We start from the raw sequence: 12,234 nt of genomic DNA, 5'->3' as shown, positions 1-12,234 counted from the left end.
GTCAGCCCGCCGCTGTCGTCGTGCTCGTCGAGATCGAAGTCCGCGGCCAAGGCGGCTGACACCAGGAGGCTGATCCCCGATGGAAGCCTTCGCGCCCGCCGCCGCGCTCGCCCCGGCGACGCTGCCGGCCGCCTTCGTCAGCCCGAGCAATCTCCGCACGCTGCGCATCGCCTCGGCCGGCTACGCCAGCGCGCCGGCCGACACGCCCGCCAGCACGCCCTGGACGCCGCGCCTGCTCGGCGACGTCGAGGTCGGCCAGACCGCGGTGGACGCCCTCGGCCTCGGTGGCCGGGCTGCACTCGCCGCGGCCGCGATCGAGATCTGGGACGGCGACGGCTTCGCCGCCGACCTTGCCCGCTACGGCACCGCCACCGGCCGCGCCGTCGCGGTCCGCCTCGCCGAGGTGCGCAGCCCGCGCGCCTCCGATGTCGGCACGCCGCTGGCCCAGGCCCGACTGGTCTTCGCAGGAACCGTCGCCGCCGTGGACCGCACCGAGGGACAGCGCGCCCGCATCGCCCTCGCCGATGCCACCGACCGGCTGAACACGCCGCTGCAGCCGATCCTGTACCAGGGGACGGGCGGCCTCGAGGGCGGCGCCGACCTCAAGGGCAAGCCCAAGCCCGTCGCGCTGGGCAGGATCTTCAACGCGGCACCCGTCTTCCTCGGCAACGTCGACCTCGGCGCCGGCGCGCTGCCGACCTGGCAGTCCTCCTGGCGCGCGATCCAAGCCCACGATGCCGTGCGCATCCGCGGCGTCGCCCAGACCCTAGTCGCCGGCACGCCGACCGTCGGGCAGGCCCGCGACTGGCCGGCCCAGGGCTGCTTCCAGGTCGGCGCCAGCCCGGACGGCGCCGTGACTTGCGATGTCCGCGGCGACGCCGGCGAGGGCTATGTCGAGACAACCGCCGGGGTGCTGCGCCGCCTGCTGCAGACCCTCGGCCCGGGCTTCGGCGCGGCGGAGTTCGACGCCGACGCCTGGACGCTGGCCGACGCCGACCTCCCCGGCCCGATCGGCTTCTACCAGGCCGCGACGCCCACCACCGCGCTGGCTGCGGCGGAGACAGTGCTCGCGGGCTGCGGAGCCATCCTCGCCGGCGACCGCACGGGCCGGCTCCGCCTCTCCGACCCCCTGGCGCGCGACCCGGTGCCGCAATTCGACATCCCCGCGGCCTGGATCCTTGAATGCCGCCCCGTCGCACTGCCGGCCGCCTTCCAGCCGCCGCCGCGCGTCGTCGAGGTCGCCTGGGGCCGAAACTGGTCGCCGCTCTCCAACATGGCGGGCAGCGTCCCCGCGGCCGATCGCCAGCGCCTCGAGGCCGCGCAGTCCGTCGCCCGGGCCGAGAGCACGCTGGTCACCAGCCGCGTCGCCCAGCAGCGCAGCCTGGCGCTGCCCGGGCTCTACGCCACCGAGGCCGCCGCGGCTGCCCGCGCGGGGCGCTGGCGCGACTGGGTCGAGCGCGGGCCGCGGATCGTCGCCGTCACCACCGACCGCTACCTCGGCCAGATCGAGATCGGCCAGATCGGGCGCATCGCCTACCCGGCCTATGGCCTCGACGCCGGCCTCTCCGGCGTCGTCGTCGGCTGGCGCGAGGCGCTGGCCGGGCGGCGCGTCGAGATCATCCTCGCAGGATCGGATTGATGCCCGGCGCCTTCCTCCACGACGAGCGCGTCCGCGACGCTGTCGCGCTCACCGCGCTGACGCCGACCGCGGCCGGCATGCCCGCGGCCAATCTGCGCGATCCGCAGCCGCGGCTGCGCGCGCGCTTCACCGGCGGGGCGGCGTCCATCCTGGTCGACTTCGGCACCGCGACGCCGGTCGAGGCGGTGGCGCTCGTCTCGACCAACCTCAGCGCTACCGCCACGGCACGCTGGCGGCTCGGGACGCTGGAGGCGCTCGTCGAGGCGACGCCGCTCGTCGGGCTCGACTTCCTCGCCGCCACGCCCTCCGCCATGACCGGCTGGTCCGGCACGCGGGGCGGCACCGGCACCGGCGAGGCGACTGTCTTCAACGCGGCCGGGGATCTGGCCGTCGCCGCCGGCTCGGAATGGCGCATCGCGCACGACCCGGCGACGCTCGCCCGCCTCGGCCTGCTGGTCGAGCCGGCGCGCACCAACGCCGTGCGGAACCCGCGGGCCGAGGGAGGGGTGATCGGCAGCCCCGGCACGGCCCCGACGAATTGGGCCATCGGGGGTGCCAACGGCATCGCGGCGCAGATCGCCGGGACCGGCACCGAGAACGGCCTGCCTTACATGGCGGTGCGCTTCACCGGGACCGTGCCGTCCGGCACCGGCAGCGGCTACGTCTGGTTCGAGGATTCGTCGGCGATCGCAGGCGCCAACGGCAACACCTTCGCCCACTCCTACTTCGCCAAGCTCGAGGCCGTAGTGGCCGGTGGCATCGCCACGCACCAGGCCTGGATTGCCGAGCTCACCAGCACCGCGACCGTGGTCCGGCAGGGCTTCGAGAACCAGACGGTCCCGGGCACGGGGCGGCTCGCGGCGCAGCGCGCGGTACAGGTGATGACGCTGTCCGGAGGCGCCACCGTCGCGCGCATCCGGCCCTTCGCGGCCTTCAACTTCAACGCCGGCACACACGACGTCACCGTCCGCCTGGCCCTGCCGCAGGTCGAGCTCGGCGCCTTCGCCACCATGCCCATCCTGCCCGCCGCGGGGACGCCGGCGGCGGCGACGCGCGCCGTGGATGGCGGCTCGCTCACCGTGGCAGTCTCCGGCGCGGCGACGCTGCACGTCGAGCAGCAGACCGCCGCGACGGTGGCCACGGGCTTCGTCGGGCATGTCAGCCTCGACAACGGCAGCAACGTCGACTCCGTCCAGGTCCGCGTCACCGGCGCCAGCGCGACCAGCGTCAGCCTGACGCACCGTGTCGTCCGCTCCAATACGGTCCAGTTCCAGGCGGCCGTCACACGCTCCAACGGCGTCGTCACGCGAGGGGCGATCGCGGCCGCGACGAACGACGCGGTCGCGGCCGAGAACGGCACGCAGCTCGGCGCCTCCGCCTCCGTCGTCATGCCGCCGATGAACCGGCTCAACATCACCGCTGGGGAGCGGCAGGTCTTCTACCGGGCGATCCGAGTCTATGCCGCGCGCCTCACCAACGGCCAGGCCGTGGCGCTGTCCGGCACCGGCTCCTCGATCGACGCCACCGGCATCGCGCACGACACCGGGACGGTGCCCGCGAGCACGGGCGACGAGGCCAACGGCAACGTCGTCCTGCTGCGCAGCGGCGCGGCGACGGCGCGCTACCTGCTGGTCGACGTCGCCGACGCGTCGCTGCCGGCCATCGACATCGGCATCCTCGCCGCCGGGCCGCTCTGGCGGCTCGGGCGCGGCATGGCCTACGGCGTGCGCGAGGGCCGCGTGGTGCTCGACCAGCGCGACCGCAACCCGCTCACCGGCGCCGAGTTCGTGGTGCCCGCGCTGGCCAACCCGCGCTTTGCCGCCTTCACGCTGCCGGCCCTGTCGCGCGCCGAGGCGGCGGACGCGCACCGCGATTTGGTGCGACGCCTGGGAGCGGCGCGCGACGCGCTCTGGATCCCGGAAACCGGTGACGTGCGGGCTGAGACGAACCGGCGGGCGATCTGGGGCGCGGTGAACCAGCCAGGCGAAGAGGCTGCCGCGGCGCGCGGGAGCTTCCCTTTGCTGAATCGCGCCTTCCGGATCGTCGAGCGGCTGTAGGGAATGGGGGACTACACGATGAGCGAGGACGACGTGGCGACGAAGCTCGCCGTGCACGAGGCGGTCTGCGCCGAGCGGTGGAAGCAGGCCAATGAGCGGCTCGGGCGCATTGAGGTCGTGCTCGCAGCCATCGTGCTCCTGCTGCTTGTGGGCGAAGGCAGCGTCATCGCGGTGCTGCGGAGGATGCTGGGCGGCTGATGGCGTGGTCGGCTACGTCATGTCTGCCGCGGCCTCTGCAGATCTGCGAGATACCGCCGCCCTCAGCGAATCCGTGAGGGAGAGAAAGCCGGACATGTCCAAATGGTGCGCGGCCGGAGAAAGGAACGAGGCCGCGACCCTCCTTGGTTCCGACTCGCGGATTGGGAGTACGCTGGCCTTTACCCTCATTGAGCGCCGATAGTCGGCTTCCGCAGGGCGACCGGTGCGGCGGATTGCTGCCGTCGCACGGTCGGAGACTTCGCGCACCGTGGGCATCGAGACCCAGCGGCACCGGCCTCAGACGGCCTTCACCCTCACCACGCCATGCCTGCTCGGGCTCTTTTCGGCCGCCAACCTGCTAACGACGCACCTCAACGACCGCCGCCGGGGCAGGTTTGCAGAGCCGCCCGGCGCCAAAAGCCGCCGCAGACCTTCGCCGACACGTCCCCCGCCGTACGACGCGCCCTCTCGCGCGAACAGGGATATGCCGTGTCCAGACTGGCTGTCGACGCTGCGAAGATCTTGCCAGCCCTTTGCGAGAGCATCACCCATGCTCTCTGCCATTCCGCCCAGCAGCTTATGTCGAGCAGAGGTTCGTAGCCTCTCGGGCGGTGCGGCCAAGGCGCCCCACGGTGGCAAAGCCAACGCGGGGCCGGGCAGACGGCACATTTGGACATTGGTCGCGGGACGTCGGCATACTTCGGCGCAATGGCAGAGCTGAGAATCCTGATTGAGCTGGCGGGCGAGGCGGCCCTGCTGCTTTGGGGCCTGCACATGGTCCGCAGCGGGATCGAGCGCGCCTTCGGCAGCCGCCTGCGGGTCTGGCTCGGGGTGGCGCTGGAGGGCCGCGGCCGCGCCTTCCTGGCCGGCCTCGGCGTTACCACTGCGCTCCAGAGTAGCACCGCGACGGCCCTGATGCTCGGCTCCTTCGCCGCCGCCGGCGCGGTCGCCCTTGCCCCGGCGCTCGCCGCCATGTTGGGCGCCAACGTCGGCACGGCCCTGGTCGTGCAGGCGCTCGCCTTCGATGTCTCCGCCGTCTTCCCGCTGTTGATCCTTGCTGGTGTCGTCGCCTTCCGCCGGGCGGAGCGGACCCGCACGCGCGACCTTGGCCGCGCCACGATCGGGCTCGGGCTGATGCTCCTCGCGCTCCACCTGATGGCCGAGACGATGGCGCCGGTCGAGGCGTCACCCGGCCTGCGGCGGGCACTGGGGCTTGTCGCAGACCAGCCGCTCGCCAATCTTGCGCTCGCCGCTGCCGTTGCCTGGGCGGCGCACTCCTCCATCGCGGGGGTGCTCTTCGTCGCATCACTCGCCGGGACCGGGGCGGTCGGGCCCGATGCCTCCCTCGCCATGGTGCTCGGCGCCAACCTGGGCAGCGCCCTGAACCCGCTGCTGGAGGCGGGCGGCGACGGACGGGACCGCGCACGGCTGCGGCTGCCCGCCGGCAACCTGCTGAACCGGGCGGCGGGCTGCATGCTCGGGCTCGCGGTGCTACCCCACGCGGCGGCTTGGCTGGCTGCGCTCGACCCAACGCCTGCGCGGCTCGTTGCCAACGCCCACCTCGCCTTCAACCTCGCCGCCGCGGCGCTGGCCCTCCCACTGCTGTCCGGCACTGCGCGACTGCTCACCCGGCTGCTGCCTGAACGGGAGCTGGAGGCCGATGAGGGGGCGCCGCGCTACCTGGACGAGGTGGCGCTGGGCACGCCGACCGTTGCGCTGGCGAACGCGGCGCGGGAGGCGCTGCGAATGGCCGACGGGCTGGAGGCGATGGTCCGGGGTTCGGCCGCCGCGTTCCGCGACGGCGCCGACCGTGATGGCGCCAAGGCGGTCGCGCGGATGGACGACGCGGTGGACCGGCTGCACGGCGCGCTGCACGGCTACCTTGCGCGCGTCCGCCGGGAGAGCCTGGGCGACGAGGAGGCTGCACGCCTCGACGAAGTGCGGGCCTTCGCCGTCGCGCTGGAGCACGCCGCCGACGTGGTCTCGCGCGACTTGGTGCGCCACGCAGCCAAGCGCCAGCGGCGCGGCCTCGCCCTCGCCCCCGCGGCGCTGGACGAGCTCGACGCGCTGCACGCCGCGCTCGCCGACCAGCTCCGGCTCGCGGTCGCGGTCTTCCTGCACGCCGACGCGGGCGCGGCGCGGCGCCTGGTGCGCGGTAAAGAGGCGCTGCGAGCGGCGGAACGGGGCGCCATGGCGCGGCTCGCCGACGCGGGCGGCGCGCCCGAGCGCCTACTGCTCGACGCGGTGAGGGACTTGCGGCGCGTGGGCGGGCACCTCGCCGCGGTCGCGCACCCGCTGCTAGAGCGGCGGGGCGAGTTGCTGCCGAGCCGCCTTGCCGACGCCGCCGAGGACGTAGACGGCTCCTAGTACCGCGACGCGCCGGCCGAACCCCGCGCAACCCGGCCGCGGACCTCGCTCAGCAGGGTCCGGAGGTCCTGGTGCATCAGCGCGATGCTGGCCTCGAGCAGGTCGAGCATCTTGTCGCGCACCTCCAGCAGCCCGGGCGTGTACTCCCCCGCCTCCCCGAAGAGGACGGAGGCGTTCCGCCGCTCCAGCTCCGAGCCAGGCGGTCCGAGCATCTCGGGCGTGCGCCATTCGGCGAGCAGCAGGTCGAGCTGGCTCGCGCTGCCGCGGTCGGGATAGGAGAGGTAACGCCAGACGGAAGCAGGGATCAATCGCGGCTCCACCGGACGTTCCCAGACCTCCCGCAGCAGGTTTCGAGGCGTGGAAAGGTGGCCCGTGGGCGGCGTGCCGAACAGGAGCGCACCAGCCGCCGACGCCTCCGCCGCGCCCCCTGCGATGCCAGCCACGCTGCCTGCGGCCGCAGCGCCCGCGAGCGAGAGCCCACCCGTCAGCGCGGCCGTGCCCGCGCCGAGCAGCAGGCCCGCGACGCCAAGCTGCCGCGCACGCCGGTCCTGCACCGCCTGCAGGCGCGTGCGGAGCTGGTCGCCACGCTCGCCCTCGCAGTCGATCTCAGCGATGGTGCCTGCGGCATCGAGCATCCCCTGCAGGATTCGCTCGACGAGTTCCTGCCGCGCGGCGAGCCGGGCAGCTGGGGCACCGGCCGTGCCCGCCGGCGCGTCCAGCCTCAGCATCAAGGGCACTGCGCCCACAGCGTCCGCCGCGCGCAGCGCAACGGGGGAGTAGCCAACGGCTGCGAGCTGATCTCGGTCGCCGGCGGCGACCGGCGCACGGGGCACTGCCGGCGGGTCACCCGCGCGGCTGGCGCAAAGCCGGTCGGACACCGCCCGCGGCGGCGCCGCGGCGGGATCCATGGCACAGCCCGCGAGCAGCGCCGCGCCGGCCAGGGCTGCCCCGTGCCACAGCGGCCTCATGCCCCTGGCCCGGGCGACGCGGCGGGCCGACGGCGGCGAGCCGGCAGCATTCCGGCGAGTACACCGTCGCGCAGAACCAAGCCGTGCAGCAGAGAGGCCGCGGCGTGGAGGCCGACCACCAGCAACAGTCCGTCCGCGGCCATGGCATGCAGATCCTCCAGCGCATGTCCCAGCGCACGGTCGCGCAGCCAGGGCGTAGGGAGCAGGACGAGGCCAAAGGGCGCCACGTCCCGGCCTTTTGCCCAGAGCATGGCAATGCCGAGCAGCGCGACGGCGGGTGGCAGCACGTAGAGCATCGTCTTCACCGTCTTCTCCGCCCACCGCACCCAACGAGGAGAAGGAAGCCGCACCGGCGCGCGCGCAAGTGGCCGCCACACGAGCCGCGCCGCGGCCGCCGCCAGCACAAGAAGTCCGCAGGCGACATGCGCCTCCCGAAGCGTCTCGCGCACCGGGCCGCGCGGCGCCCAGTCCATCGCACTGCCGAGTCCCCAGGCGGCGAGCACCGCCGCGGCTGTCAGCCAGTGCAGCCAGAGCGTCGGCAGATCGTGGCGGTCGTGGTCGGTCGTCATGGCGGGGAGCCTGGTTGTGCCCGCCGATCCTGCCGGACTGTCGCTGACGCGAGTCCCGTGCCCGGCGTCAGCGTCCCGTCAGCGCGGGCCGCGCCAGCTCTCGGCAGGCCAGCGCCCCCGCCGGCAACGGGCAGGACCAGCGCGACGGTCATCGCACCTGGATGCGTGGGCCCGAGGCGCAGCGATCCACCCACCCCCTCGGCGATCTCGCGCGCGATCGGCAGGCCGAGGCCCGAGCCCGCACCGGCCTCGTCCAGCCGCCCGCCCCGGCGCAGCGCCTCGGCGTGGTCGGAGGTCGCGAGCCCGGGACCGTCGTCCATCACGGCGACCGCAATCGAGCCGTCTTCCTCCTGCACCTCCACCCGCACTGCGGCCGCGGCGAACCGGGCCGCGTTCTCCATCAGCGCGCCGAGCGCCTCCGCCAGGTCGTCCTCGTGGATTGCCGCGGCGGCCTCCGGCGGGCCGCCGACCTCCCAGCGGAGCCGCGCGCCCTCGGCGGTGCGAGACAGCACGGCGATGAGGCGCTTCGCCACACGCCACGGCTCCGCGCGCTCGCCCCGGGCGCGCCCGGCCCGGCGGGCGCGGGCCAGCTCGCGTTCGACATGGCGGCGCATCGCCTCGGTCGCGTCGCCCACCGCCGCAGCCGCCTCGCACTGGCCCGCCTCCTCCAGGCGCTCGGCCTCGGCGATCAGGACCTGGATGGGCGTTTTGAGACCGTGAGCGAGGTCGCCGGCACGGGTGCGCGCCGCGGCCACGTCACGCTCGCGCTGCGCGAGCAGGCCGTCCAGTTCGCGGGCGAGGGGCTGGATCTCCGCCGGCAGACCCGCCTCGCCGAGCCGCGCCTCGCGCCCCGAGCGGATCGCCGCCAAGCGTTGGCGCACGGCGCCGAGCGGCGCCAGGCCCACGGAGAGCTGGAGCATCGAGGCAGCGAGCAGCAGGGCGGCGATGAACGCGAGGAAGGGCAGCAGATCCCTCCGGAAGCCCGCGCCGGCCTCTTCCACCTCCGCGGCGTCTCGGGCGGCGAGGACGACGAGCCGCTCGCCGCCGAGGCGCGTCGGCATGGTGATGTCCCGGCGGATCGCCAGCAGCGGCGCACCGCCCGGGCCCGGAATCCGCGTCAGCGCGCCGTCCGCGGGCGGCGGGAGGGCGAGGGTCGCGTCCCACAGCGAACGGGATTGCAGGACCGGCGCGCCGCCCGCGCTCGGCGAGACCTGCCAGTAGAAGCCCGAAAGCGGGCGGTCGTAGCGTGGGTCGCCCGGCGGCGCGCCGAGCACCCAGGCACCACCCGCCCGGTCGCGGTCCAGCTGCGCCGCCAGCCCCTCCACAACAGCCGTGAGCTCGCGCGTAAGCTGGCGCTCGGCGTGGCGCTCGAAGAGCAGCGACAGCCCCGCCGTCGCGCCGGCGAGGACGACGCCGATGGAGACGAGCCCGGCCAGAAGCAGCCGTAGGCGAAGGGAGCGCGCCCGCGTCACGCCGGCGAAGGTGCGGCGGGTAGCGCGTAGCCAAGCCCCCGGCGCGTCTCGACCGCGTCGGCCCCGAGCTTGCGGCGAAGCCGCGCGACCAGCGCCTCCACCGCGTTGGCGTCGCGCGCGTCGTCGTCGCCGTAGAGCTGCTCGACGATCTCGCCCACGGGCACGACCTCGCCGCGCCGGTGGGCGAGCACGCTGAGGAAGCGCCATTCAAGCGCAGACAGCGCGACCGGCACGCCGTCCAGCCGGACCTCCTTCAGCCTGGTGTCGAGCGCGAGGCGCCCGGCCTCGATGACAGGGGAGCCGATCCCGGCCGAGCGGCGGACCAGGGCGCGGACCCGGGCCAGCAGTTCCTCGACGCGAAAGGGCTTCGGCAGGTAGTCGTCTGCGCCCGCGTCGATCCCCTCCACGCGCTCGGACCAGGCGCCGCGGGCGGTCAGCACGAGCACCGGCATGTGCCGCCCCTCCGCCCGCCAGCGCTTGAGCACCGCGAGCCCGTCCATGCGGGGCAGGCCGAGGTCCAGCACGACGAGCGCGTACGCCTCCGTCTCGCCGCGGAACAGGGCCTCCTCGCCGTCCGCGGCCAGGTCCACCAGGTAGCCCGCCGCCTCGAGCGCGCGGCGCACGTGCGCCGCGATCCGTGGGTCGTCCTCCGCCAGCAGCAGGCGCATCAGTCGTCCACCTTCAGGACGCGGCCCGTCGCGGCGTCCACTTCGTATTCCAGGCGCCGCCCGCGCGGCGTCAGCACCTTGATCTCGTAGACGAATATCCCGTCCTCCTCGTCCAACTCTACCCCGATCACCTCGCCGCCGAGCCGCGGCTGCAGCAGAACGAGGATCTCGGCGAGCGGGCGGATGCGTCCCTCGGCGAGCGCGCGGCGGGCGCGCTCCTGCTGCTCACGCCGGCGCCGGTCTTCGGCGCGCGCGGCGCAGGCCGGTGCGGCGATGAAGGCAAGACAGAGCAGGGCGCGGCGAAGCGGCATGGTGCACCACTATACCTCGGCTGCTGACGCGTCGCTGACGACGCGGTGCGGCCAGGCGTCAGGGGGTGGCGCCTACAAGCGGTCCATGCCGGCTGCACGACGCGGCGCGGCGCTAGCCAACGGAGTTCAACCGATGCGGAAGACCTTGCTCACCGCCGCCCTCGCTTCAGCCGTCGCGACCGGCGGCAGCGCCATGGCCCAGCCCGCTCGGGCTCAGCCCGACCGCGGCCTGAACTTCTCAGACGTCGCCGCGCGACTGGAGAGCCAGGGCTTCCAGATCCACGAGATGGAGCGCGAGCGGGGCGTCATCGAGGTGAAGGCCACGGACCGGAGCGGCCGGCGCATGAAGCTGCAGGTGGATGCGGCCACGGGGCAGGTGTTGCGGCAGGACGAGCGCACTGGCCGGCATGCGGGCTGGTGACGGCCCCGAAGGATCCACGTCAGTGACCCTCCACCACGACCCGGCGCTCGCCCTGCTGGCGCTCTTCCTCATGATCCTCGGAGCGGCACCGGCCCTCGCAATGCTCGCAGCAAAGCGCCGTAGCGGAGGGGAGTGCCGTAGGCCGATGACGTCGCCCGCGACGAGCGGCCTGCTCCCGGCTCCGCCGCGCCGTGGCGTCGAGGCCGACGCGCGACCTCACGTCTGCCGAGGCGCCAGTAGGATCGTCATGCTTCCTGTCAGGCAGACTGCGGTCCCCGCGACGTCCCATCTGTCGGCCCGCCGCCCGTTGACGAGCCACAGCCAGAGCAGGGCAGTGACGACGTAAACGCCGCTATAGGCCGCATAGACCCGCCCGGCCGCCTCGCTCTCCGCCAGCGTGAGCAGCCGGGCGACGAGGGCAGGCGGGCCCAAGTCCGGCAGCAGCCAGAGGACGGACCTGTCGGACCGGAGCCACAGCAGGCGAAGGAGCCGGCGCTCTTGACCAGGGCGGCATAGGCGAAGGCGAGGTAGGTCTTCAGGTCCGCGGGCTACTCGACGACGTAGCGCGCCGTCACCGGGTGTCCATCGCTCAGCGTCCCGTTGAACCCCTCCCGCCGTCGGCTGCCGCCCAGAGAATTTTGTTCCCCGGTTCCTATCGGTGCTCCATTCGGTTTTCCAGATCTCGTTCTCCGTGCTGGCGACGACCCGCAAAGCCGCGGCCTTCCGCCAGGCTTTCAGCCCGCACCTCGGGACTTCGAGTCGGGTCGCGAGCCGCGGCGCAACTCTCTCTCCGGGCCTTTCTCTCCGACCCTCGGGACTTGTCCGATCCAGTCTACAAGCCGCAACCATCTGTTTTATATAATGTTTGCGGCGGCGTGGGGCTTCAACATTCAGCAACTGCTTCGCTGGGGCGAACGTCTCGGACGTCTGAATCCGGCGCATCTCAGGCCCAAGCCTCTCGATTTTTCCGATCCTGTGCTGTGCTTCCAGTGTGGATGGCCATGAGCGGAAACACCGTGAAAAGGCCTCAGAGGCACGGGCACGGCAGGGCTTGACGCCGACCTCGCGGCCGAAGGCTGCGTCACCGAAACGAAAGTCACCCGGTGCGCCTCGAAGGCCTCCACCAGCTTGGCAAAGTCCATCAACGAGCGGGAGAGGCGATCAATCTTGTAGACGACGATGACATCGACCAGGCCGGCCTCGATGTCGGCCAGCAGTCGCTTCAGCGCAGGACGCTCCAGCGTGCCCCCTGAAAAGCCGCCGTCGTCATACCGGTCGCGGACCAGCACCCAGCCCTCGGCGCGCTGGCTGGCCACGAAGGCCTCGCAGGCCTCGCGCTGGGCGTCGAGCGTGTTGAACTCCTTGTCCAAGCCCTCGTCGGTGGATTTCCGCGTGTAGACCGCGCAGCGGAGCTTCTTCGTGGTGGCCGGCATCGCCGCGCCGGCGGCAGCGCGAGTCCTCATGCCGAGGCTCGCCGAACCGTATCGCCGCCGCGAAATAGGATTCGACTCCGGGCGGGACACTTGTCTAGAACAAACGCGGAACGCGTTCCCATCCCCCCAAC

Annotated in this window: 12 protein-coding genes; 5 read left to right on the top strand and 7 right to left on the bottom strand. The window is 73.4% G+C overall.

Annotation, left to right across the window (positions count from 1 at the left end):
• The first annotated feature begins 79 nt into the window (after nt 1–79).
• The 4 genes from JJI54_RS07205 (at nt 80) to JJI54_RS07190 (ending at nt 6,261) form a co-directional block, all read left to right on the top strand.
• Nucleotides 80–1,639 (top strand): hypothetical protein, encoded by a 1,560-nt coding sequence (locus JJI54_RS07205; RefSeq protein ID WP_203072175.1) that lies wholly within the window; start codon nt 80–82, stop codon nt 1,637–1,639.
• Complete coding sequence (locus JJI54_RS07200; protein ID WP_203072173.1) at nt 1,639–3,696, top strand: hypothetical protein; 2,058 nt, start codon at nt 1,639–1,641, stop codon at nt 3,694–3,696. Before JJI54_RS07205 ends, JJI54_RS07200 begins: the two co-directional genes overlap by 1 nt.
• 18 nt (nt 3,697–3,714) lie before the next feature.
• Nucleotides 3,715–3,894: a hypothetical protein gene (locus JJI54_RS07195; RefSeq protein ID WP_203072155.1), complete on the top strand. Its 180-nt coding sequence runs from the start codon at nt 3,715–3,717 to the stop codon at nt 3,892–3,894.
• A gap of 708 nt (nt 3,895–4,602) precedes the next feature.
• Complete coding sequence (locus JJI54_RS07190) at nt 4,603–6,261, top strand: Na/Pi cotransporter family protein (RefSeq protein ID WP_203072172.1); 1,659 nt, start codon at nt 4,603–4,605, stop codon at nt 6,259–6,261.
• Here JJI54_RS07190 and JJI54_RS07185 read toward each other — a convergent pair.
• Genes JJI54_RS07185 through JJI54_RS07165 form a run of 5 tightly spaced genes read right to left on the bottom strand, consistent with a single transcriptional unit; the run spans nt 6,258 to nt 10,249 of the window.
• Nucleotides 6,258–7,229 carry a hypothetical protein gene (locus JJI54_RS07185; RefSeq protein WP_203072171.1) on the bottom strand — a complete coding sequence of 324 codons (972 nt, stop codon included), beginning with the start codon at nt 7,227–7,229 and terminating at the stop codon, nt 6,258–6,260. The two genes, JJI54_RS07190 and JJI54_RS07185, sit on opposite strands and share 4 nt — an antisense overlap.
• The gene (locus JJI54_RS07180) at nt 7,226–7,798 is read right to left on the bottom strand and encodes a cytochrome b (RefSeq protein WP_203072169.1); all 573 of its coding nucleotides are present in this window, start codon (nt 7,796–7,798) and stop codon (nt 7,226–7,228) included. The genes JJI54_RS07185 and JJI54_RS07180 overlap by 4 nt, the downstream gene beginning before the upstream one ends.
• On the bottom strand, nt 7,795–9,270 hold the full coding sequence (locus JJI54_RS32940) for a sensor histidine kinase (RefSeq protein ID WP_203072168.1): 1,476 nt from the start codon (nt 9,268–9,270) through the stop codon (nt 7,795–7,797). The genes JJI54_RS07180 and JJI54_RS32940 overlap by 4 nt, the downstream gene beginning before the upstream one ends.
• A complete protein-coding gene (locus tag JJI54_RS07170; RefSeq protein WP_203072166.1) occupies nt 9,267–9,938 on the bottom strand; it encodes a response regulator transcription factor in 672 nt (223 codons plus the stop codon). The genes JJI54_RS32940 and JJI54_RS07170 overlap by 4 nt, the downstream gene beginning before the upstream one ends.
• Entirely contained in the window at nt 9,938–10,249 is a 312-nt protein-coding gene (locus JJI54_RS07165; protein WP_203072165.1) for a PepSY domain-containing protein, read from the bottom strand. The genes JJI54_RS07170 and JJI54_RS07165 overlap by 1 nt, the downstream gene beginning before the upstream one ends.
• A gap of 133 nt (nt 10,250–10,382) precedes the next feature.
• Between JJI54_RS07165 and JJI54_RS07160 the strand changes: the two genes are divergently transcribed.
• Nucleotides 10,383–10,670: a PepSY domain-containing protein gene (locus tag JJI54_RS07160; protein WP_203072164.1), complete on the top strand. Its 288-nt coding sequence runs from the start codon at nt 10,383–10,385 to the stop codon at nt 10,668–10,670.
• A 216-nt stretch (nt 10,671–10,886) separates the two neighbouring features.
• Here the strand turns inward: JJI54_RS07160 and JJI54_RS31910 are convergent, their stop codons facing one another.
• Both JJI54_RS31910 and JJI54_RS07150 read right to left on the bottom strand, forming a co-directional pair.
• On the bottom strand, nt 10,887–11,519 hold the full coding sequence (locus JJI54_RS31910) for a YnfA family protein (RefSeq protein WP_226381547.1): 633 nt from the start codon (nt 11,517–11,519) through the stop codon (nt 10,887–10,889).
• Between the two features lie 41 nt (nt 11,520–11,560).
• Complete coding sequence (locus JJI54_RS07150; protein ID WP_456305577.1) at nt 11,561–12,103, bottom strand: recombinase family protein; 543 nt, start codon at nt 12,101–12,103, stop codon at nt 11,561–11,563.
• Between the last annotated feature and the right edge of the window lie 131 nt (nt 12,104–12,234).

This window comes from Falsiroseomonas ponticola, assembly GCF_016805305.1.
Taxonomy (GTDB): domain Bacteria; phylum Pseudomonadota; class Alphaproteobacteria; order Acetobacterales; family Acetobacteraceae; genus Falsiroseomonas; species Falsiroseomonas ponticola.
The sequence above is the reverse complement of the archived record's forward strand: the minus strand, read 5'-3'. Positions and strand labels throughout refer to the sequence as shown.

What these genes read in the sequence shown, in the direction of transcription:
- JJI54_RS07205 (WP_203072175.1), top strand. Translation starts at nt 80, where the DNA reads ATGGAAGCCTTCGCGCCCGCCGCCGCGCTCGCCCCGGCGACGCTGCCG.
- JJI54_RS07200 (WP_203072173.1), top strand. Translation starts at nt 1,639, where the DNA reads ATGCCCGGCGCCTTCCTCCACGACGAGCGCGTCCGCGACGCTGTCGCG.
- JJI54_RS07195 (WP_203072155.1), top strand. Translation starts at nt 3,715, where the DNA reads ATGAGCGAGGACGACGTGGCGACGAAGCTCGCCGTGCACGAGGCGGTC.
- JJI54_RS07190 (WP_203072172.1), top strand. Translation starts at nt 4,603, where the DNA reads ATGGCAGAGCTGAGAATCCTGATTGAGCTGGCGGGCGAGGCGGCCCTG.
- JJI54_RS07185 (WP_203072171.1), bottom strand. Translation starts at nt 7,229, where the DNA reads ATGAGGCCGCTGTGGCACGGGGCAGCCCTGGCCGGCGCGGCGCTGCTC.
- JJI54_RS07180 (WP_203072169.1), bottom strand. Translation starts at nt 7,798, where the DNA reads ATGACGACCGACCACGACCGCCACGATCTGCCGACGCTCTGGCTGCAC.
- JJI54_RS07170 (WP_203072166.1), bottom strand. Translation starts at nt 9,938, where the DNA reads ATGCGCCTGCTGCTGGCGGAGGACGACCCACGGATCGCGGCGCACGTG.
- JJI54_RS07165 (WP_203072165.1), bottom strand. Translation starts at nt 10,249, where the DNA reads ATGCCGCTTCGCCGCGCCCTGCTCTGTCTTGCCTTCATCGCCGCACCG.
- JJI54_RS07160 (WP_203072164.1), top strand. Translation starts at nt 10,383, where the DNA reads ATGCGGAAGACCTTGCTCACCGCCGCCCTCGCTTCAGCCGTCGCGACC.
- JJI54_RS31910 (WP_226381547.1), bottom strand. Translation starts at nt 11,519, where the DNA reads ATGGTTGCGGCTTGTAGACTGGATCGGACAAGTCCCGAGGGTCGGAGA.
- JJI54_RS07150 (WP_456305577.1), bottom strand. Translation starts at nt 12,103, where the DNA reads ATGCCGGCCACCACGAAGAAGCTCCGCTGCGCGGTCTACACGCGGAAA.